The following is a 20664-nucleotide window of genomic DNA, read 5'->3' as shown; positions in this document are numbered from 1 at the left end:
GGCGAGGGTGACATGGCTTATTCCGGTAAAGTGAATATCCAGCAGGCGATAGATGACAGTCCTTTTTCGCGCTTCCATTGGGTCATTATTGTCCTGGGATTTCTGGTTTTAGCCATTGACGGCTTCGATACCGCGGCGATGGGTTATATTGCTCCCACGCTCTCAGCCGACTGGGGCATCAAGAAGCAAGATCTCGGACCGGTGTTAAGCGCCGCGCTATTAGGCCTGTCATTTGGCGCCCTGCTCGCCGGACCCATTTCCGATCGTATGGGCCGTAAGCGTGTCCTGGTATTTTCCTGTCTGTTCTTTGGCCTCGCCAGTCTGGGAACCGCCTATGCCCAGACCCTGAATATGCTCACATTTTGGCGTTTTCTCACTGGGCTTGGACTTGGCGCGGCAATGCCCAACGCCATCACCCTGGTGTCAGAATTCGCCCCGAAACGTTGTCGTTCAATGGCGATTAACACCATGTACTGCGGCTTTCCGTTAGGCGCTGCGGGCGGCGGCGTAATCTCCTCCTGGCTTATTCCCAATTACGGCTGGCACAGTGTTCTGCTTGCCGGTGCGATCGCCCCGCTGGCCCTCACCGTACTGTTGGTGCTGTTCCTGCCGGAGTCGGTGAAGTATCTGGTTCACCGCGGTAAAGGGGTGGCACAGGTTAAACGCATTGCTCAACGTTTTATGTCGGGAAATCTGGAACAGGTTACTCAGTTTTATCTGGATGAAGACCGCGTCACGATCAAAAAAGGCAGCGTGGCGCAGCTATTCAGTATGCCCTGGCTGCCGGGCACGCTGATGCTCTGGACGACCTACTTTATGGGGCTGGTTATCTATTACGTGCTGCTGAGCTGGATGCCAACGCTGATGCTGGGCATGGGCTATCCGCTGGCTGAATCCGCCTGGCTGACGTCACTGTTTACCTTCGGCGGTACCGCAGGGATCCTGCTGGCCGGTTGGTTAATGGACCGTTGGGAAGCGCATAAAGTGGTATCACTCGGCTTTATGCTGACGATGCTGTTTGCCCTCGCTCTCGGGTTTGAACACAACCATATCATCCTGTTCGGCGCACTGATCTTCCTGATGGGGATTACCATGAACGGCGCGCAGTCCGGGCTACAGACGCTGGCTGCAACGTTTTATCCAACCCACTGCCGCGCAACGGGCATTGCCTGGATGCAGGGCGTGGGCCGCTTCGGCGGCGTAGCCGGAACGATGATGAGCGCCCAGTTGCTTTCCCTGCAATGGCAGGCAGACAGTATCTTAATGTTCCTCAGCCTTCCGGCTTTGGTCGCCGCTGCCGCGACGATTTACAAGCTGCAACGCTATAAACCGCACGCGCTGACCGTCGCATAGTACCGGCTCTTTCTGCTATTCTGCCCCCCGTACTTAAGGGGGCAGCATGCTAAACATCGTTTTATTCGAACCAGAAATCCCGCCAAATACCGGCAATATTATTCGCCTTTGCGCCAACACCGGCTTTCGTCTGCATATTATTGAGCCAATGGGCTTTACCTGGGACGACAAGCGCCTGCGTCGCGCGGGGCTGGATTACCATGAATTTGCCGCCGTGCAACGCCACCCTGATTACGCCGCCTTCGTCGCCGCAGAAAATCCGCAACGTCTGTTTGCCCTGACCACCAAAGGTACGCCAGCGCATAGCGCGGTAAGCTATCAGGATGGGGATTATCTGATGTTTGGCCCGGAAACTCGCGGTCTGCCAGCCAGCATCCTCGACGCGCTGCCTGCCGAACAAAAAATTCGTATTCCGATGATGCCGGACAGTCGCAGCATGAACCTGTCGAATGCGGTGTCGGTGGTGGTGTATGAGGCCTGGCGCCAGTTAGGTTATCCCGGCGCGGTATTGCGTAGTTGATTTTTGTCGGATGGCGGCTAACGCCTTATCCGACCTACGAAAGAATTTACCGTTATTTTTCGAGCGTTATCGGCGCAGTCAGGTTGGACACGGACTGCACTTGCCGACCTGCGCGTACACGTAGTACGTGAGGATGGCGAGCACAGCCCGGGTTCAAGATGACAAGTAAGATAGCTCGAAATCAGATTCCATCGCCGTATTCGAAAGTATGATGAATCCCGTTGAAATGCTGATCCATATCCATAGACGGTTTATCGCTATCTGGCTTACCGACGATGCGCGCCGGTACGCCTGCGGCGGTGGTATGCGGCGGTACGGGCTGTAGCACGACCGAACCTGCGCCAATCTTCGCGCCGCGCCCGACTTCAATGTTGCCGAGAATTTTTGCTCCCGCGCCGATCATCACGCCTTCACGAATTTTCGGGTGGCGGTCACCGCCGGCTTTACCGGTCCCGCCCAGCGTGACGGATTGCAGAATAGAGACGTCGTTTTCAATCACCGCGGTTTCACCAACCACAATGCCGGTGGCGTGATCGAGCATAATCCCACGGCCAATTTTTGCCGCCGGATGAATATCTACCTGGAAGGTAACGGACACCTGATTTTGCAGGAAGATCGCCAGTGCCTGACGCCCCTGATGCCACAGCCAGTGACCGATACGGTAGGCCTGAAGCGCATGAAAGCCCTTCAGATACAGCAGTGGAGTGGAATATTTATCGACAGCCGGGTCACGCGTGCGTACTGCCTGAATATCGCAGGCCGCTGAGGCAATCATTTCAGGATCGGCCGCGTAGGCCTCTTCTACGACTTCGCGAATCGCAATGGCGGGCATGATTGGAGAAGCGAGTTTATTCGCCAGCATATAGCTTAGCGCACTGCCGAGATTTTCATGCTTGAGCAGCGTTGCGTGGTAAAAACTGGCCAGCATTGGCTCACATTCCGCCAGTGCCCGGGCTTCCGCTTTAATGTTTTTCCAGACGATATCCAGTTCTTCACACGGCATTGCGTACTCCAGAAGGTAGCAAAACGACCGATCCGTTCTTCGCGGATCGGGTCGTTATATTCAACAGTTCCTTACAGCTAGTGGCGACTCAGCTCGTCCTTGCGTGCACGGCCTAATAACGTCAATGCTGCCTCGCGCGCGTTTTTTCCGCAATACAATACTTGATAAATTTCCTCGGTTATTGGCATCTCAACACCAAAACGGTGCGCCAATTCACGAACTTCTTTCGTATTGCGATAGCCTTCAACCACTTGGCCAATTTTGTCCTGCGCACCCTGCACGTCCATCCCCTGGCCGAGCATCATGCCAAAACGACGGTTGCGCGACTGGTTGTCGGTACAGGTCAGCACCAGATCGCCTAAACCCGCCATCCCCATAAAGGTGGCAGGATCGGCCCCCAGCGCCGCACCAAGACGAGACATTTCGGTCAGCCCACGGGTGATCAATGCGGTTCGTGCATTCGCACCGAAACCGATGCCGTCAGACATCCCCGCACCAATGGCAATGACGTTTTTCACCGCACCGCCAAGCTGTACACCAATGAAATCCGGATTGCTGTATACGCGGAAGCTTTTGCCGCAGTGCAGCAACTGCTGGAGATCGTCAGCAAAGGTGTCGTCCGTCGAGGCCAGAGAAATCGCCGTCGGCATGCCCGCAGCCAACTCTTTGGCGAACGTCGGGCCGGAAATAACCGCCAGTGGAATTGAGTCCCCCAGCGCTTCACGCGCGACGTCCTGCAGCAGACGCCCTGTTTCCGCTTCCAGACCTTTTGTCGCCCAGACCAGTCGTGCGTCAGGACGCATCAATGGTTTGATGTTACGCAGCACTTCGCCAAAGACGTGGCTCGGCACCACCACCAGAATATTACGACTGGCGGCCAGTGCAGTGGCTAAATCACTTTCCAGGCGCAGCGTGTCGGGAAAAGGCACATCAGGAAGGAACGCGACGTTGCAGCGATCGTGCTCGAGAGTCGCGATATGTTTAGGATCATGGCCCCACAGGACAACCTGATGGCCATTTCTTGCCAGGGTGATGGCAAGAGCGGTGCCGTACGAGCCGGCACCAATCACAGTCATTGAAGCATTACTTTGGTTCATCAGGCATCCTGATGTTCTTCAGTACCTTCGCCAGCCTGCTGCTGTAAATAGTTCATGAACAGCGCATCAAAGTTGACCGGCGCAAGGTTCAGTTGCGGGAACGTACCGCGTGAAACCAGGCTGGTGATGCATTCGCGGGCATACGGGAACAGAATGTTCGGGCAGTATGCGCCCAGGCAATGCGCCATCTGAGTCCCTTCGATACCACTGATGGAGAAAATACCGCCCTGCTGAACTTCGCACAGGAACGCAGTTTCTTCACCCAGGGAAGCCGTTACGGTGACACGCAGCACTACTTCATACACGTCATCTGCCAGTTGGGTAGATGCGGTATCAAGATCCAGTTTAACCTCTGGCTGCCAATCTTTCTGGAAAACATGCGGTGCATTTGGCGCTTCGAAAGACACATCCTTGGTATAAATACGTTGGATCTGGAAAGCCATTTCAGTGTTATTTTGTTCTGACATGTTGAGAAAACCCTTTAGTGTTGTCCTTTAAATACTTCGGTACGCCTTAACGCAGCAGTGGATCCAGTCCACCACGCGCATCCAACGCATACAAGTCGTCACAACCACCAATGTGCTGTGCATCAATAAAAATCTGCGGAACCGTAGTACGGCCACTGCGCTTGATCATTTCTTCACGCTTCACGGCATCGCCGTCAATCGGAAGCTCCTGGAAACTCACACCCTTGCTGTTCAGGAGCGCCTTTGCGCGATGGCAAAACGGGCAGGTTGCTTTGGTATAGATCTCAATATTGGCCATGACTTATCTCCAGTGTTCTTTTTACCCTGCGGCATGAAAGAAGACGGGTAAATTATTTGCCGCGAACCAGTGGCAGATTCTCACCACTCCAGCCCGCTACGCCATCTTTCAGTACAGACACCTGCTCAAAACCGGCTTTGATCAGCGCAGTTGCTGAATCCTGGCACTGCATGCCTGAACCATCAACCACAATCACAGGTTTGTTTTTGTGTTTTTCCAGTTCGCCAAAGTTGTTGGCTTTGATTTCGCTCGGCAGCAGGTTAGTGGAGCCTGCGATATGGCCTTTGCGGAAGTCGTCGCGCTGACGTAAATCCACGACAACGGCGTCTTCTTTATTGATGAGACGTGTGGCTTCTCCGCGCGTAATCACCTTCACTTTGGAAGTCAGGCTCTTAAACGTGGTAAATAATACAGCCGCCAGTAACGCAATCCAGGCGATACTCAATACAGGGTGGCGACTAACAAATTGCATAATTTCTTGCATGGGGGGTAACAACTCCCGACTCAGTGATTAAAAAAACCAGGAAAGGAGTATACCTGCGCGTTGGCGCAAATACAGCCAGAGCGTGCATTGGATTGCATTTTTGCGGGGCGCTACGGAAAAAAAAACCTAAAACCACGCCTTCTGCGGCGCGCTCTGGTCGATTATTTGATCTTCCGGGGCTACTTTATCGATTCAGCTGTAGTAAAATTACGCAATTATTTTTTATCTATTAAGTGTGAGGTTGTCGCAATGTCGGTTTCTAAAAAACCTATGGTACTGGTGATTCTGGATGGCTACGGCTATCGCGAAGACAGCCAGGATAACGCCATTTTTAGTGCTAAAACCCCGGTAATGGATGCCCTGTGGGCAAAACGTCCGCATACCCTGATTGATGCGTCTGGCCTGGAAGTTGGCCTGCCCGATCGCCAGATGGGCAACTCCGAAGTCGGTCACGTCAACCTGGGCGCGGGCCGCATCGTGTATCAGGACCTGACCCGTCTGGATGTAGAAATTAAAGAGCGTACTTTCTTCGCTAACCCGGTACTGACCAATGCGGTCGACCAGGCAAAAAATAGCGGCAAAGCGGTTCACATCATGGGTCTGCTCTCTGCAGGCGGTGTTCACAGCCACGAAGATCACATCATGGCGATGGTAGAAATGGCTGCTGAACGCGGCGCGGAAAAAATCTATCTGCACGCTTTCCTTGATGGCCGCGATACCCCGCCGCGCAGCGCTGAACATTCACTGCAGAAATTCGAAGAGAAATTTGCCGCACTGGGCAAAGGCCGCGTAGCGTCCATCATCGGTCGTTACTACGCGATGGACCGTGACAACCGTTGGGATCGCGTTGAACAGGCTTATGACCTGATGACGTTGGCCAAAGGCGAGTTCCAGTTCGCTACGGCGGTTGAAGGCCTGCAGGCTGCTTATGCCCGCGACGAAAACGACGAATTCGTGAAAGCGACCGTGATCCGTGCTGAAGGCCAGGCTGAAGCCGCCATGGAAGACGGCGATACGCTGATTTTCATGAACTTCCGTGCTGACCGTGCGCGTGAAATCACTCGTGCGTTTGTTAACGCTGACTTCGACGGCTTCGCCCGTAAGAAAGTCGTTAACCTCAACTTTGTGATGCTGACCGAATACGCGGCCGACATCAAAACTGCGGTTGCTTACCCACCAGCATCTCTGGCTAACACCCTTGGCGAGTGGATGGCGAAGCACGACAAAACGCAGTTGCGTATTTCCGAAACCGAAAAATATGCGCACGTGACCTTCTTCTTCAACGGCGGCGTAGAAGAGCCATTCAAAGGCGAAGACCGCATCCTGATCAACTCACCGAAAGTTGCGACCTACGATCTGCAGCCGGAGATGAGCTCTGCTGAGCTGACCGAAAAACTGGTTGCGGCGATTGAGAGCGGAAAATACGACACCATCATTTGTAACTACCCGAACGGCGACATGGTTGGTCATACCGGAGTGATGGAAGCAGCGGTTAAAGCGGTTGAAGCGCTGGATCACTGCGTTGAACAGGTCGCGAAAGCGGTTGAATCCGTTGGCGGCCAGTTGCTGATCACCGCGGACCACGGTAACGCAGAGCAGATGCGCGATCCGTCCACCGGTCAGGCGCACACTGCGCACACCAACCTGCCCGTTCCGCTGATTTATGTCGGTGGTAAGAACGTTAAAGCAGTCGAAGGCGGCAAACTTTCTGATATCGCCCCGACGATGCTGACGCTGATGGGTATGGAAATCCCGCAAGAGATGACTGGTAAGCCGCTGTTCATCGTGGAATAATCCCTCCCCATGAGGGGAAAGGCGATTAATACCATCACTCGGGCCGTGAAACCGCGTAAGTTTTCAGTCAGGCCCTTGTTCTACGCCAGCGCGCTTAGCGCTGGCGTATTGCTGTGCGCCTTTTCCGCCCACGCGGACGAACGCGACCAGCTCAAATCTATTCAGGCTGATATCGCGGCAAAAGAACGCGCGGTACGCCAACAGCAACAACAACGCGCCACCCTCCTCGCTCAGCTTAAAGCTCAGGAACAAGCCATCGCCGTTGCCGCAAGGCAGTTGCGCGAAACGCAAAACTCACTGGCGCAGCTGAATGCGCAAATCGCAGAGATGAACGCAGCACTCGCGAAGCTGGAAAAACAGCGGGCCGCGCAAGAACGCAGCCTGGCAGCCCAACTCGACGCAGCTTTTCGCCAGGGCGAACACACAGGCATTCAGCTCATTCTTAGCGGTGAAGAAAGCCAGCGTGGGCAACGCCTGCAGGCCTATTTCGGCTACCTGAACCAGGCGCGACAGGAAACCATCGCGCAGCTGAAACAAACCCGCGAAGAGGTCGACTCGCAAAAAGCCGAGCTGGAAGATAAGCAGAGCGAACAGCAGACGCTACTGTACGAACAGCGCGCTCAGCAGGCTAAGCTGGAACAGGCACGTAACGAACGCCAGAAAACACTTTCGAGTCTGGAATCATCGATTCAACAGGGTCAACAGCAACTGGGCGAAATGCGCGCCAACGAATCCCGTCTGCGCAACAGCATTGCTCGCGCCGAAGCCGCGGCCAAAGCGCGTGCGGAACGTGAAGCGCGCGAGGCGCAGGCCGTACGTGATAAGCAGAAGGATGCGTCACGAAAAGGCTCAACCTATAAACCGACCGAAAGTGAAAAATCACTGATGTCGCGTACCGGCGGTTTAGGTTCGCCGCGCGGTCAGACATTCTGGCCCGTTCGTGGTCCAACTCTACATCGTTATGGCGAACAGCTGCAGGGTGAGCTACGTTGGAAGGGTATGGTTATTGGTGCATCCGAGGGCACCGAAGTTAAAGCCATTGCCGATGGTCGCGTCATTCTGGCGGACTGGCTGCAGGGCTATGGCCTGGTGGTCGTCGTTGAACACGGTAAAGGCGATATGAGCCTGTACGGTTATAACCAGAGCGCACTGGTCAGCGTCGGTACGCAGGTTCGCGCCGGGCAGCCTATAGCACTTGTGGGTAGCAGCGGCGGTCAGGGCAGGCCGGCACTCTATTTCGAAATTCGTCGCCAGGGTCAGGCGGTCAATCCACAGCCGTGGTTGGGAAGATAAGTTTTGCCACAACAATTTCGTCGTCTACTACTCTCTCTCGCCAGTCTGCTGGCCTTCGCAACACCTGTATTTGCTGGCAAACTCGCCATCGTCATTGATGATTTCGGCTATCGCCCACACACTGAAAACCAGGTACTGGCGATGCCTTCTACCATCTCCGTTGCCGTTCTGCCTAACGCCCCACATGCGCGTGAAATGGCAATCAAAGCGCATAACAGCGGGCATGAAGTCTTAATCCATCTGCCAATGGCGCCGCTGAGCAAGCAGCCGTTAGAGAAAGACACGTTACGCCCTGAAATGAGCAGCGAAGAGATTGAGCGGATTATTCGCGACGCGGTAAGCAAAGTACCGAATGCGGTCGGTCTGAACAACCATATGGGCAGCGCGATGACCTCCAGCCTGTTCGGCATGCAGAAGGTGATGCAGGCGCTGGAACGCTACGACCTCTACTTCCTGGACAGCATGACCATCGGTAACAGCCAGGCAATGCGCGCAGCGTCAGGAACCAGTGTGAAGGTCATCAAACGCAAAGTCTTCCTGGATGACACGCAAAATGAAGCCGATATTCGCCGTCAGTTTAATCGTGCCGTCGAGCTTGCGCGCCGCAACGGTTCCGCAATCGCCATTGGCCACCCTCACCCGTCTACGGTTCGCGTTCTGCAGCAGATGCTGTATAGCCTGCCAGCCGACATCACGCTGGTTCGCCCAAGCAGCTTGCTCAATGAACCACAGGTGGATACCTCCAGACCAAGCCTCACACCACCGAAGAACGGTACGCCTGATGCACCACGTAATCCTTTCCGCGGGGTGAAATTATGCAAACCGAAACAGCCGTTAGAGCCGGTGTACGCCAGCCGCTTCTTCAGCGTGCTCGGCGAAAGCATCACCCAAAGCACGCTGGTGCAGTATATGCGCCTGCAGTGGCAGGGCTGGCAATAATCAGTCTTTACTATCCAGCGTTAAATGGGCCAGGCGGCGCGGCGTCAATGATTTATCGCGCCACTGGCTAAAACGGATAGCCCACAACAGCACCTGATAACCCAGCTTAACGCTGCAGATATTACTCACCATACGCTTGAACATACCCGATACAAATACTTCAGCAATCATGCGCTGGCGGATCTGTGGATCGGGTTCTTTACGAATACAATGACATACTCGCAGTCCCTCATAAATCACTTGTTGCTTAAACTCAGGATGGATAGTGATGCGGTTAGCATAGCTATGATTAAGTTCGTCCAGCAGGCGAGTGATCTTTATATAGTGCCGTTGATAGTTTAAATTCGCTTCACCCTGCCGCTTCATGTGGCTAATTGAGCCATCGTGTTGGTAGTATTTATATAATGGTTTTTCCGTATATTTCACACGAGTGGCATTAAACATAAAAACCGTACTCCACATGATATCCTGATGATGTAACCCAGGGATAAATCTTATATTGTGTTCTTTAATGAGGTCATTTCTATATACCCCCATCCAGAGAACATGCGTCCAGCGGCGCGAAGCAAGCCCCATACGCAACCAGTCTGGGCCGGAGAGAATACCGGTAGAGCGCAGACGATCTGTTGGAATGGATACCCAGACTCGGGATGTTTCCCGCGAACTCCAGTCTGCGTTGCTTTGTACAACGTCAAGGTTGTCATGCAAGGCCATTCCCATCAATGTCTCATACATCTCCGGATAGACTTCATCATCGGCATCAACGAATGCGATGTAATCCCCCACAGCGACATCCAGGCCAAGGTTTCGCGCGACAGAGACACCCTGGTTGGCCTGATGCAGCAGCCGAACATGGGGATATTTTTCCGCATAGTATTGCGCAATATCGACTGAACAGTCCGTAGAACCATCATTTACAATAATGATTTCAAGATCTTTCCAGGTCTGCGCAATTAACGACTCCATACAGTCACGAAAGTAACTACCGGCATTATATAACGGGATAATAACGCTTAATTTATATTTACTTTTCATCGTAGGGTAATCATCTAATCTATGGGATTGTCGTTACTCTATCACCCGATTATTAAGATATTATTAAGGCTTAGCAAGAGGTACAATTTCCAGAGAAATAGGCCAGCATTCCTATAAATTTATATTAGCTAGATTGATAACCTATTTACTTACACGTCCGAGAAACAAAAAACAGCACAAATAGCTAACTTAGTTGTTACCTGTGTATGACAAAGGATTTTGTTATACTAACTTGATCTCTATCACAAAATGAACAGTGCAAATGTAATGATGACCAAAGCACTCTTACTACATTGATGCTTTAAGTCATGAAATTTTCATAACGTAAAACAATTAATCAATTACTTTCAATTAGATAGAACATAACACCGTTTTTTGTGTGCCTTTTACATAAAAGCATGTATTAACTAACCACCGTCGATACAATTTTGTATAATACAGAGCATAACTATCCACAACAGATTAATATACGAAGGCGAATTTAATGAACATTAGTAAGGCTGAATTAAATGACTTTAATGTTTATTTCAAGAAAGAAAAAATTAATTTCCCTTTGTTGATGGAAAAAGTATCAAATAATGAAATAAAAGGGAAACAACTGAATGCTGAAAATGGCTTTCGCAGCGTCCATCTTGTCGAATATGAAAATAAAAAGTTTATTGTCAAGAACGACCGTGAAATAGACAATCGCTTTGAAAAAAAAGCGCTAAACTTTATTTCCGGGCCCTTTTATTCACATATGATTAAACGACTGGCACGCTTAACTCCAGAGCAACGCGCCTGTACTGCAGACCTGTACTACGTTGCCGAAAAATGTCACTTTCGTCAATGTGTTGAAGTGTCAACCGTGCATGAATACATTGATGGTAAACCCCTTGCCGATATCAATGAAAGTAATGCCGAAGAGGTGAAAGACTGTATTATTAAGCTTCACAATGCAGGTCTTGCATCGAATGATATTCACCCTGGGAATTTTATTAGAACGTCATCAGGTGAACTTAAAATTATCGATCTTTCATGCAAAGGCATTATGAAAATATGCCAGGCGAACGATATCCTCACGCTCCGGAATAAATACAATATCGATATTCAGGGTCATGGCTTCGTTTATAACCTGATTTTATTGAAAGAAAAGCTTCGCCGACTTTCACGAAAAATTCGCGGCAAGTAAAAAATAGCCAGATATTAATCATATCTGGCTATTCATTCTTACCGGCTTAATACTAATCCCAGCTCAGGATCACTTTCCCTGACTGGCCTGAACGCATCGCGTCAAAGCCCTGCTGGAATTCATCGATGGAGAATCGATGGGTGATGATCGGCGACAAATCCAGACCAGACTGGATCAGTGCAGCCATTTTATACCAGGTTTCAAACATCTCACGACCGTAGATACCTTTAATAAACAGTCCTTTAAAGATAACTTTGGTCCAATCGATTGACATATCAGATGGCGGAATACCCAGCATAGCAATACGGCCACCGTGGTTCATGGTGTCCAGCATGGTGCGAAACGCTGGCGGCGCCCCGGACATCTCCAGGCCCACATCAAACCCTTCGGTCATACCCAGTTCAGCCATCACGTCGGTCAGATTCTCTTTCGACACGTTGACCGCGCGGGTGATACCCATTTTACGCGCCAGCTCAAGGCGATACTCATTAACGTCGGTGATCACCACGTGGCGTGCGCCAACGTGCTTCGCGACCGCCGCTGCCATAATTCCGATTGGACCCGCACCGGAAACCAGCACATCTTCCCCAACCAGATCAAACGACAGCGCCGTGTGCACCGCATTACCGAACGGATCGAAAATAGACGCCAGGTCGTCGGAGATGTTGTCCGGAATTTTAAACGCGTTAAATGCCGGGATCACCAGGTACTCTGCAAAGCAGCCAGGACGATTTACGCCGACACCGGTCGTATTGCGGCACAGGTGAGTACGCCCACCGCGGCAGTTACGGCAATGCCCGCAGGTGATATGACCTTCGCCTGAAACGCGATCGCCGATTTTAAAGCCTTTAACTTCCTGGCCGATGCCAACAACTTCGCCGACATATTCATGCCCAACGACCATCGGTACCGGGATGGTTTTTTGCGACCATTCATCCCAGTTATAAATGTGAACGTCAGTCCCGCAGATGGCTGTTTTACGGATTTTAATCAGCAAATCGTTATGGCCGACTTCCGGTTCAGGAACGTCGGTCATCCAAATGCCCTCTTCCGCTTTCAGTTTGGATAACGCTTTCATTTCACATCCTCAGGCAATAACGCCCAGTTGTTTACCAATGCGTGTGAACGCCTCAACAGCACGCGTGATCTGCTCAGGGGTATGCGCCGCAGACATCTGGGTACGAATACGCGCCTGGCCTTTTGGAACCACCGGATAGAAGAATCCGGTAACGTAAATCCCCTCTTTTTGCAGTTCACGGGCGAACGCCTGCGCTACAACCGCATCACCCAACATGACCGGGATAATCGCGTGATCCGCACCCGCTAACGTAAAGCCTGCGGCAGACATTTGCTCACGGAACTGACGTGCGTTCGCCCACAGGCGATCGCGCAGCTCGTTGCCAGCCTCGACCATCTCCAGCACTTTAATGGAGGCTGCAACAATCGCTGGAGCCAGTGAGTTGGAGAACAGGTACGGACGGGAACGCTGACGCAGCCACTCAACAACCTCTTTGCGCGCTGCGGTGTAACCGCCGGATGCGCCACCGAGTGCTTTACCCAGCGTACCGGTGATGATGTCCACACGGCCCATCACATCACAGTATTCATGGGAGCCACGACCGTTTTCGCCGACAAAGCCGACCGCATGAGAATCATCAACCATGACCAGCGCGTCGTATTTATCCGCCAGGTCACAAACGCCTTTCAGGTTAGCGATAACGCCATCCATAGAGAACACGCCATCGGTGGCGATCAGGATATGACGAGCGCCCGCTTCACGCGCTTCTTTCAGGCGGGCTTCCAGTTCCACCATATCGTTGTTGGCGTAACGGAAACGTTTTGCTTTACACAGACGCACGCCATCAATGATAGAAGCGTGGTTCAGGGCATCGGAAATAATTGCGTCTTCTGCGCCCAGCAGCGTTTCAAACAGGCCGCCGTTGGCGTCGAAGCAGGAAGAGTAAAGGATGGCATCTTCCATACCGAGGAATGCCGCCAGTTTTTGCTCCAGTTGCTTATGGCTGTCCTGGGTACCGCAAATAAAGCGAACCGAAGCCATACCAAATCCGTGAGAATCCATACCCGCTTTTGCCGCTGCAATCAGTTCCGGATGGTTAGCCAGTCCCAGATAGTTGTTCGCACAAAAGTTAATAACGTGGCTTCCATCCGCCACGGTAATATCCGCCTGCTGGGCAGATGTAATAATGCGTTCTTCTTTAAACAATCCTTCCGCACGTGCGGTTTCGAGATCGTTCGTTAACTGTTTGTAAAAATCCCCACGCATTTCAATTCTCCAGACTGGGCAAATTTCAGCACATATTACCCAAAGCTATACGTTGATACGAGATGACGCATCATCACTTCTTCAAAATGAAGCATAAATCACGTGTACCCGCACGGCTTATCGGTGAATGGCTGAAGCCTAAGCCATGTAGTGATATGATAGAAGTATTCGTGTCTGAGATTGTCTCTGACTCCATAATTCAAAGGTTACATTTATGATCATCGTTACCGGCGGCGCGGGCTTTATCGGCAGCAACATCGTTAAGTCCCTGAATGATAAAGGTATCACCGACATCCTGGTGGTGGACAACCTGAAAGACGGCACCAAGTTTGTTAACCTGGTGGATCTGAATATTGCTGACTACATGGACAAGGAAGACTTCCTGATCCAGATTATGGCCGGGGAAGATTTCGGCGATATCGAAGCGATTTTCCACGAAGGCGCATGCTCTTCCACCACCGAGTGGGACGGCAAGTATATGATGGACAACAACTATCAATACTCCAAAGAGCTACTGCACTACTGCCTGGAGCGTGAAATCCCGTTCCTGTACGCGTCCTCTGCCGCCACCTACGGCGGTCGCACTTCTGATTTCATCGAATCCCGTGAATATGAGAAACCGCTGAACGTCTACGGCTACTCAAAATTCCTGTTCGACGAGTACGTGCGTCAGATCCTGCCAGAAGCCAATTCTCAGATTGTTGGCTTCCGCTATTTCAACGTTTACGGACCGCGTGAAGGCCACAAAGGCAGCATGGCAAGCGTTGCTTTCCACCTCAACACCCAGCTTAACAATGGCGAAACGCCAAAACTGTTTGAAGGCAGTGAAAACTTCAAACGTGATTTCGTTTATGTAGGCGACGTGGCTGCGGTAAACCTGTGGTTCCTGGAAAACGGGGTTTCCGGCATCTTTAACCTCGGTACAGGTCGTGCGGAATCTTTCCAGGCGGTTGCCGATGCTACGCTGGCGTACCACAAAAAAGGCAGCATTGAGTACATTCCATTCCCGGAAAAACTGAAAGGCCGCTACCAGGCATTTACCCAGGCAGATCTGACGAACCTGCGCGCAGCGGGCTATGACAAGCCGTTTAAAACCGTCGCCGAAGGCGTCACGGAATATATGGCCTGGCTGAACCGCGACGCGTAAGTATGAAAATTTTGGTGGTTGGCCCATCTTGGGTGGGCGACATGATGATGTCGCAAAGTCTCTATCGCACGCTCAAGGCGCGCTATCCCCAGGCGATAATCGACGTGATGGCACCTGCATGGTGCCGTCCGTTATTGTCGCGCATGCCAGAAGTCAACGAAGCTATCGCCATGCCGTTGGGGCACGGCGCGCTGGAGATCGGCGAGCGCCGTAAACTCGGCCTCAGCCTGCGTGAGAAGCGCTATGACCGCGCTTATGTGCTGCCTAACTCGTTTAAATCCGCTCTGGTGCCGTTCTTTGCGGGTATTCCCCATCGTACCGGTTGGCGTGGCGAGATGCGCTACGGCCTGCTAAACGATGCGCGCGTACTGGATAAAGACGCATGGCCACTGATGGTCGAGCGCTATGTGGCTCTGGCTTATGATAAAGGCGTGATGCTGACGGCCAAAGATTTGCCGCAGCCTCTGCTATGGCCACAGTTGCAGGTCAGCGAAGGCGAGAAATCACTGACCTGTAGTCAGTTTTCCCTTTCAGCCGAACGCCCCATCATCGGTTTTTGCCCAGGTGCGGAATTTGGTCCAGCAAAACGCTGGCCACATTACCACTACGCAGAGTTGGCGAAGCAGTTGATCGATGAAGGCCATCAGATTGTGCTGTTTGGCTCAGCAAAAGACCATGAAGCTGGCAATGAGATCCTGGCAACGCTGAGCACAGAACAGCAAGCCTGGTGCCGTAATCTGGCGGGCGAAACACAGCTGGAACAGGCCGTCATTCTGCTCGCCGCCTGCAAAGCGGTCGTCACCAACGATTCTGGATTAATGCACGTGGCCGCAGCACTGAACCGTCCACTGGTCGCATTGTATGGTCCAAGCAGCCCGGATTTTACGCCCCCGCTTTCCCACAAGGCACGTGTCATTCGCCTGATTACGGGGTATCACAAAGTGCGTAAGGGCGATGCGGCAGAAGGCTATCACCAGAGCCTGATTGACATCACACCCCAGCGCGTACTGGAAGAACTCAACGACCTGTTGTTACAAGAGGAAGCCTGACGGATGCGGGTTCTGATCGTTAAAACGTCGTCTATGGGCGATGTACTGCATACGTTGCCCGCATTAACCGATGCGCAGCAGGCTATTCCGGGTATTCAATTTGATTGGGTGGTGGAAGAAGGGTTCGCTCAAATCCCCTCCTGGCATTCAGCTGTTGACCGGGTTATTCCAGTAGCGATCCGTCGCTGGCGTAAAGCCTGGTTTTCAGCGCCGATTAAAGCCGAGCGTAAAGCGTTTCACGATGCGGTGCGTTTACAGCATTATGACGCAATAATCGATGCTCAGGGTTTAGTTAAAAGCGCCGCGTTGGTGACACGTCTGGCACGTGGCATCAAGCATGGTATGGACTGGAGCACAGCCCGCGAACCGCTGGCAAGTCTGTTTTATAATCGCAAACATCACATAGCCAAACAGCAGCACGCGGTGGAACGTACCCGTGAATTGTTCGCCAAAAGCCTGGGGTATGCTAAACCGCAGTTGCAGGGTGATTACGCGATTGCGCAGCATTTTGTAAAACAGCAAACGTCTAATTCGCAGCCCTACGCTGTATTTTTACATGCGACCACGCGAGATGATAAGCATTGGACAGAAGCGCACTGGCGGGACCTTATTACGCTGATACCGAAGACAGGGATTCGCATTAAACTTCCCTGGGGAGCAGCGCATGAAGAGGAAAGAGCAAGAAGAATTGCGGAAGGATTTGATAATGTCGATGTATTGCCAAGGATGAGTCTTGAGGAAATTGCGCGTATCCTCGCCGGTGCTAAATTTGTAGTTTCGGTTGATACAGGCCTTAGTCATCTGACCGCCGCGCTCAATCGCCCAAACGTTACGCTGTATGGTCCCACCGACCCAGGGCTCATTGGTGGCTACGGTAAGAATCAGTTAACGTGCATTGCTCCGGAAGGAAAACTGTCGTTACTCACCGCTCAGCAAGTACTAACACACCTACCGTCCGACGTATAATCCCCCGACTCGGGACGGGTGCTCTGCACGCTTATCAGAACATGCAGAGCATCGGTAAGCTTACTGCAGGAATGGTTTTACATGCGCCATGATCTCTTCGCAACTCACCTTCTCTAGCGCTGAACGATACTTAATTTCATCCAGCGTCGTATAGGCTTTGTAAACCACCTTGTGCAATTGAGGGTCCTGATAGGGGCCATAAAGATAGGGTGAGGTGATCACATACATACTCACCGTCGGTACCCGCATTGCCACGGCAAGGTGCATAGGTCCTGTATCAGATGTTACCAGCAGGTCCATATTCTTCACTTCCTGAATCAACCCTTTAAGCGTCGTTTTACCGATAAGTGGCTTTACGCGGTCATGAAAGCGGCTATCCAGCTTTTGCAAAAATTCGTCCTGCAGAGGCACTTCATTCGGCGCGCCAATCAGGACGACACGCACATCATCATGGGCAAAAAGTTGGTTTGCGAAAGTGACAAATCGCTCAACAGGCCAGCATTTCTTAAAGGATGATGCTCCCATTTGAAAACCAATCCAGCGCAGCTTTGAATCTTCCTCGCTCATCGTACGTTCGACAGGAAACGGCAGGTGCATACTGTTGTCTGGCTTTTCATTCAGCAACGGCATGATAAGCTCCAGCTTTCGCTGAATAGTATGCCCAACGAATTTACTGATTCTGTTGGTTGCCCATTTACTTACGAGTGGGATGTCCTGCTTATCGTTATCCACAAAGACATACTTTGTGCCAGCAATAATGGCGCTAAGGAAATCGTAAGGTGTATGTGAGTGAAGAATTACCGTCAGGTCTGGCGTTCCACGTTTCTTGATCTCTTTAACCAATGCCGGGAGGGTGGTGAGCTTATTATCCCATGAGATAAGATCGTCCCAGTCACTCCCCCCTTTGAGGAAGTCATACATCTTTTTGTGGCAAATCAGGGTGATTGTCGCAGAAGGATATGTCTGGCGGAGCGCATGAATTGCTGGAGAGTTCATCATGAAATCACCCAGCGCCGTTGAAGAATAAATCAGGATATTCTTCAGCTGATTTTTATCCTGATTTTCAAATTCTTGCTGACTAAAAGAAAAATCTTTCTTACGGGTGTATATCATTAAAAAAAGATTAACCAGTAATAGCTGAATTTTTTTTCTCAATGCTCTAATCATTAAATAAAACCCATTTAATCTATCGCCAGACAGGGATCAATATATCAACTTATCTATAGCAATAAGTAAACTTATGCTTCATCCATTGCGGTATTTTTACGCACTTGCTCCTGCAGACTTACAAACCGCGTAAATACATCATCGACGCTAATATTGCGAGCATCATAATCTTTTCCTTGCAGCATTTCGTACGGCACACCCCATGGCGTCCATAGCCATGCAGCCTTGTTGCCGAACAACGCCACCACTGGTTTGCGCACCCCAGCAGCAATATGCAAGGCACCGCCGTCACTAGTCACAATCTGATCGCATAGTGACATACCGGCCATCAGCTCACGAACGCTATTCGTTCTTACTGGAATAATCGGCAGATCGGCACATTGCGCGCTGATAAAATCAGCCTTATCATCATCACCGGGATGTAATTTATTATCTGATTTTCCTGGAGACCAGAATAACATAATATGGCACGCCTGTATGGCTGCAAGTTTATGCGCAAGCTCAACAAACTTTTCTTTTTGCCATTGTTGTTCTTCTCTTCGGGAACTTATCTGCAACCCATAAACAGGTAAATTATCCTGTGGAAATTCTATCTTTGCTTTTATATCAGCCAGTTCTTGGGGTGTGACATACAGCTCCAGCGGACCTGGTTTAGAAGTACAGCCTAGCGGTCCCGTTAATCTATTCAATAAATTGACCAGATGAAGCTGCTCCTGAGTTTCAGGAATGGCATCGGTGACAATGTCCGGGCAGTCATTACCAATAGCGATAATTCTTTTAGCACCCGCTAATTTTGCCCACTGTAAAGGTCGTTTATCCCAATGCTCTTTGGCAATAATCGCGACATCATATTTAGCACGACGCAGATCGATAATCGTCTTCAGGCGCTGAAACAATACCTTAAGGCTAGATGTACCTTTAGAACGGTGGTGCAGCTTGCTGTATAAGAAAACTTTACCTACATGAGGATTATTTTCGATAATCGATTGATTGTAGGTGTTAACCAACAAATCAACTTTACAATTCATGTCTTTTGCAATAGTCGAGATCAGCGGCGTTGTCAGTATCAAGTCGCCAATATTATCTCTACGAATAATTAAAACTTTCATTTTTTAGCCCGTGATATTTTATTACTCGTAAAGATCAGACCCAGCATTAAACCTGATAACGCAAGGTTTTGCTCAAGGTAGTGATCGCGCATCATGTTATCTACACCACTACGGAACAAGAAGCTCACCGTTAAAAGAGACAAGTACAGACCCGGAATTATTAAATCACGAGAGAATGCACGCCAGCCAATAAGGATCATCAACATGACGAATGCCAGCCAGTTGATAAGCCCAAGGACACCGTTCTGAAGCGCGACATCAATCAACCCGTAATGGCTGTTAGATTGCTGAATAATAGGGTCGTGATATTTTTCCTGCATAAGCACTAAGAATGCATCTTTTCGCGGACCCGCACCAAAAGGATATTCAGCGATCAGTTCGCTCCCCTGACGGAAGAACGATGCCCGGCAGCTATTCGAGTCATCCATGATGCGTCCAGTGCTGTCCTGCATCAACGGGCCATCAAAACCGTTATAGCAACGACTGTGCATACCCAGATCCCAACCAGCAACCATATCCATGCTTAGGCTTTTCCAGCGGGAGTCCTGATGCCAGGAAGTGTAGCCTATAATGCCTACTACTATCGTAACGACCAGTGCAGCCAGACAGAGCTTCGGCAAGTTCTTTCGGCTAATCGCTTTTAAGGCAATAAATACGCAGATAGAAATCGTACTACCAATCAGACCAATAGTGCCCCAGCGGGTCTTCGCTAATGCTGAACAGATGAAGCACAGCAAAATAAAGGCAGCCATCAATTTGTTGCTGAAAATAAGATATTTACGGCCAAGGAACAGTCGACAGGCAAGTTCTGCCAGTAAAATTCCCGTAACCATGTTTATCTGAAAGCTCATCTCGGTGCGAGTTGGCACAATCCACGTCTCACCCCAGAGTATCGTTCCCGTCTTGATATAAAAATAGATATTCTGCAGCAGGTGAATAAATATCACCCCTAGCGAACACAGAACAACTAAAGACAATACCTTATTGGCAGTTATATATTTAAAATGATACTTACAGATTGGATATAAAAAGAGTCCAACAAAGAATAATAGCCCCGCACGCAGGTATTGTCCCTGCCAACCGCGCAACATTTTCCCCACATCAATTGCAACAAATAACCCATTGACCAGTGTAAACACGAGAAAAATAAGAATTAAAGCGACAGCATATTTTGCCAGTCGACTAAGCTCAATAGATACATATTTTTTACGGACGTAAAAGTATAGCACTAATGCCGTACTTAAGTATATAAAGAGATTTCTATTAGTTGGTAAAATTGAGTTCTGGATAGGCCAGATAAAACATAGAACACAAAATGAAATTAACAACAAATAAACTGCAATACCTTTACATGAGGCTTGCGTTTGTGTATTTGAATTCATATAAACCCTATTGAAACAAAACCTGACACATATTTATAAATAAAAAATGCAAGAAGAGACATAGTATGAGTTCATTCCATGAAATACAAATTCCATTTACAACATA

Annotated in this window: 20 protein-coding genes; 9 read left to right on the top strand and 11 right to left on the bottom strand. The window is 50.4% G+C overall.

All coding sequences use genetic code 11. The features are described 5' to 3' along the window. Positions 1 to 12: 12 nt before the first annotated feature. Positions 13 to 1353 carry an MFS transporter gene (locus tag OGY17_RS17520; protein WP_032945353.1) on the top strand — a complete coding sequence of 447 codons (1341 nt, stop codon included), beginning with the start codon at positions 13 to 15 and terminating at the stop codon, positions 1351 to 1353. 46 nt (positions 1354 to 1399) lie between these two features. Then, positions 1400 to 1873 (top strand): tRNA (uridine(34)/cytosine(34)/5-carboxymethylaminomethyluridine(34)-2'-O)-methyltransferase TrmL, encoded by a 474-nt coding sequence (trmL, locus tag OGY17_RS17515; protein WP_032945354.1) that lies wholly within the window; start codon positions 1400 to 1402, stop codon positions 1871 to 1873. A 181-nt stretch (positions 1874 to 2054) separates the two neighbouring features. On the opposite strand, the gene cysE is transcribed toward trmL, so the two are convergent. From cysE to OGY17_RS17490, 5 genes are all read right to left on the bottom strand, one after another. Further along, positions 2055 to 2876, bottom strand: a complete 822-nt coding sequence (cysE, locus tag OGY17_RS17510; protein ID WP_003024160.1) for a serine O-acetyltransferase — start codon at positions 2874 to 2876, stop codon at positions 2055 to 2057. A 77-nt stretch (positions 2877 to 2953) separates the two neighbouring features. Beyond that, positions 2954 to 3973, bottom strand: coding sequence for an NAD(P)H-dependent glycerol-3-phosphate dehydrogenase (gene gpsA, locus OGY17_RS17505; protein ID WP_008786462.1), 1020 nt, complete (start codon positions 3971 to 3973; stop codon positions 2954 to 2956). Continuing rightward, positions 3973 to 4440 (bottom strand): protein-export chaperone SecB, encoded by a 468-nt coding sequence (secB, locus tag OGY17_RS17500; protein WP_003024155.1) that lies wholly within the window; start codon positions 4438 to 4440, stop codon positions 3973 to 3975. The genes gpsA and secB overlap by 1 nt, the downstream gene beginning before the upstream one ends. Before the next feature lie 46 nt (positions 4441 to 4486). Continuing rightward, positions 4487 to 4738 carry a glutaredoxin 3 gene (grxC, locus tag OGY17_RS17495; protein ID WP_003024152.1) on the bottom strand — a complete coding sequence of 84 codons (252 nt, stop codon included), beginning with the start codon at positions 4736 to 4738 and terminating at the stop codon, positions 4487 to 4489. A gap of 52 nt (positions 4739 to 4790) precedes the next feature. Next, complete coding sequence (locus OGY17_RS17490; RefSeq protein WP_003024148.1) at positions 4791 to 5222, bottom strand: rhodanese-like domain-containing protein; 432 nt, start codon at positions 5220 to 5222, stop codon at positions 4791 to 4793. Positions 5223 to 5471: 249 nt separating this feature from the next. Here OGY17_RS17490 and gpmM point away from each other — a divergent pair, with 249 nt between their 5' ends. Genes gpmM through OGY17_RS17475 form a run of 3 tightly spaced genes read left to right on the top strand, consistent with a single transcriptional unit; the run spans position 5472 to position 9248 of the window. Next, positions 5472 to 7016: a 2,3-bisphosphoglycerate-independent phosphoglycerate mutase gene (gpmM, locus tag OGY17_RS17485; protein ID WP_057066896.1), complete on the top strand. Its 1545-nt coding sequence runs from the start codon at positions 5472 to 5474 to the stop codon at positions 7014 to 7016. Positions 7017 to 7049: 33 nt separating this feature from the next. Beyond that, positions 7050 to 8309 (top strand): murein hydrolase activator EnvC, encoded by a 1260-nt coding sequence (envC, locus tag OGY17_RS17480; protein ID WP_286607956.1) that lies wholly within the window; start codon positions 7050 to 7052, stop codon positions 8307 to 8309. A gap of 3 nt (positions 8310 to 8312) precedes the next feature. Beyond that, on the top strand, positions 8313 to 9248 hold the full coding sequence (locus tag OGY17_RS17475; RefSeq protein ID WP_286607920.1) for a divergent polysaccharide deacetylase family protein: 936 nt from the start codon (positions 8313 to 8315) through the stop codon (positions 9246 to 9248). On the opposite strand, the gene OGY17_RS17470 is transcribed toward OGY17_RS17475, so the two are convergent. Continuing rightward, positions 9249 to 10283, bottom strand: a complete 1035-nt coding sequence (locus OGY17_RS17470) for a glycosyltransferase (protein ID WP_060682948.1) — start codon at positions 10281 to 10283, stop codon at positions 9249 to 9251. It abuts the gene before it with no gap. Positions 10284 to 10767: 484 nt separating this feature from the next. Here OGY17_RS17470 and OGY17_RS17465 point away from each other — a divergent pair, with 484 nt between their 5' ends. Further along, on the top strand, positions 10768 to 11454 hold the full coding sequence (locus OGY17_RS17465) for a lipopolysaccharide core heptose(II) kinase RfaY (protein ID WP_008786466.1): 687 nt from the start codon (positions 10768 to 10770) through the stop codon (positions 11452 to 11454). A gap of 52 nt (positions 11455 to 11506) precedes the next feature. On the opposite strand, the gene tdh is transcribed toward OGY17_RS17465, so the two are convergent. Together tdh and kbl are read right to left on the bottom strand one after the other, a co-directional pair. Further along, positions 11507 to 12532, bottom strand: a complete 1026-nt coding sequence (gene tdh, locus OGY17_RS17460) for an L-threonine 3-dehydrogenase (RefSeq protein ID WP_204558677.1) — start codon at positions 12530 to 12532, stop codon at positions 11507 to 11509. Positions 12533 to 12541: 9 nt separating this feature from the next. Then, a complete protein-coding gene (kbl, locus tag OGY17_RS17455; protein ID WP_286607916.1) occupies positions 12542 to 13738 on the bottom strand; it encodes a glycine C-acetyltransferase in 1197 nt (398 codons plus the stop codon). Positions 13739 to 13952: 214 nt separating this feature from the next. On the opposite strand from kbl, the gene rfaD reads away from it, so the two are divergent. From rfaD to rfaC, 3 genes are read left to right on the top strand one after another with little or no spacing between them, the layout of a single operon-like run. After that, on the top strand, positions 13953 to 14885 hold the full coding sequence (gene rfaD, locus OGY17_RS17450; RefSeq protein ID WP_003827312.1) for an ADP-glyceromanno-heptose 6-epimerase: 933 nt from the start codon (positions 13953 to 13955) through the stop codon (positions 14883 to 14885). A 2-nt stretch (positions 14886 to 14887) separates the two neighbouring features. Continuing rightward, entirely contained in the window at positions 14888 to 15934 is a 1047-nt protein-coding gene (gene rfaF, locus OGY17_RS17445) for an ADP-heptose--LPS heptosyltransferase RfaF (protein ID WP_008786469.1), read from the top strand. 3 nt (positions 15935 to 15937) lie between these two features. After that, on the top strand, positions 15938 to 16900 hold the full coding sequence (gene rfaC / locus OGY17_RS17440) for a lipopolysaccharide heptosyltransferase RfaC (RefSeq protein ID WP_008786470.1): 963 nt from the start codon (positions 15938 to 15940) through the stop codon (positions 16898 to 16900). A gap of 60 nt (positions 16901 to 16960) precedes the next feature. Here the strand turns inward: rfaC and OGY17_RS17435 are convergent, their stop codons facing one another. The 3 genes from OGY17_RS17435 to OGY17_RS17425 form a co-directional block, all read right to left on the bottom strand. Beyond that, complete coding sequence (locus OGY17_RS17435) at positions 16961 to 18067, bottom strand: glycosyltransferase family 9 protein (protein WP_020996055.1); 1107 nt, start codon at positions 18065 to 18067, stop codon at positions 16961 to 16963. Positions 18068 to 18138: 71 nt separating this feature from the next. Beyond that, positions 18139 to 19176 carry a glycosyltransferase family 9 protein gene (locus tag OGY17_RS17430; protein ID WP_003827303.1) on the bottom strand — a complete coding sequence of 346 codons (1038 nt, stop codon included), beginning with the start codon at positions 19174 to 19176 and terminating at the stop codon, positions 18139 to 18141. Next, complete coding sequence (locus tag OGY17_RS17425) at positions 19173 to 20558, bottom strand: O-antigen ligase family protein (protein WP_008786472.1); 1386 nt, start codon at positions 20556 to 20558, stop codon at positions 19173 to 19175. Before OGY17_RS17425 ends, OGY17_RS17430 begins: the two co-directional genes overlap by 4 nt. Between the last annotated feature and the right edge of the window lie 106 nt (positions 20559 to 20664).

The organism is Citrobacter sp. Cpo126 (genome assembly GCF_030332445.1).
Taxonomy (GTDB): Bacteria; Pseudomonadota; Gammaproteobacteria; order Enterobacterales; family Enterobacteriaceae; genus Citrobacter; species Citrobacter portucalensis.
Note: the sequence above shows the minus strand (reverse complement) of the source record. Positions and strands in the feature narration are given on the sequence as shown.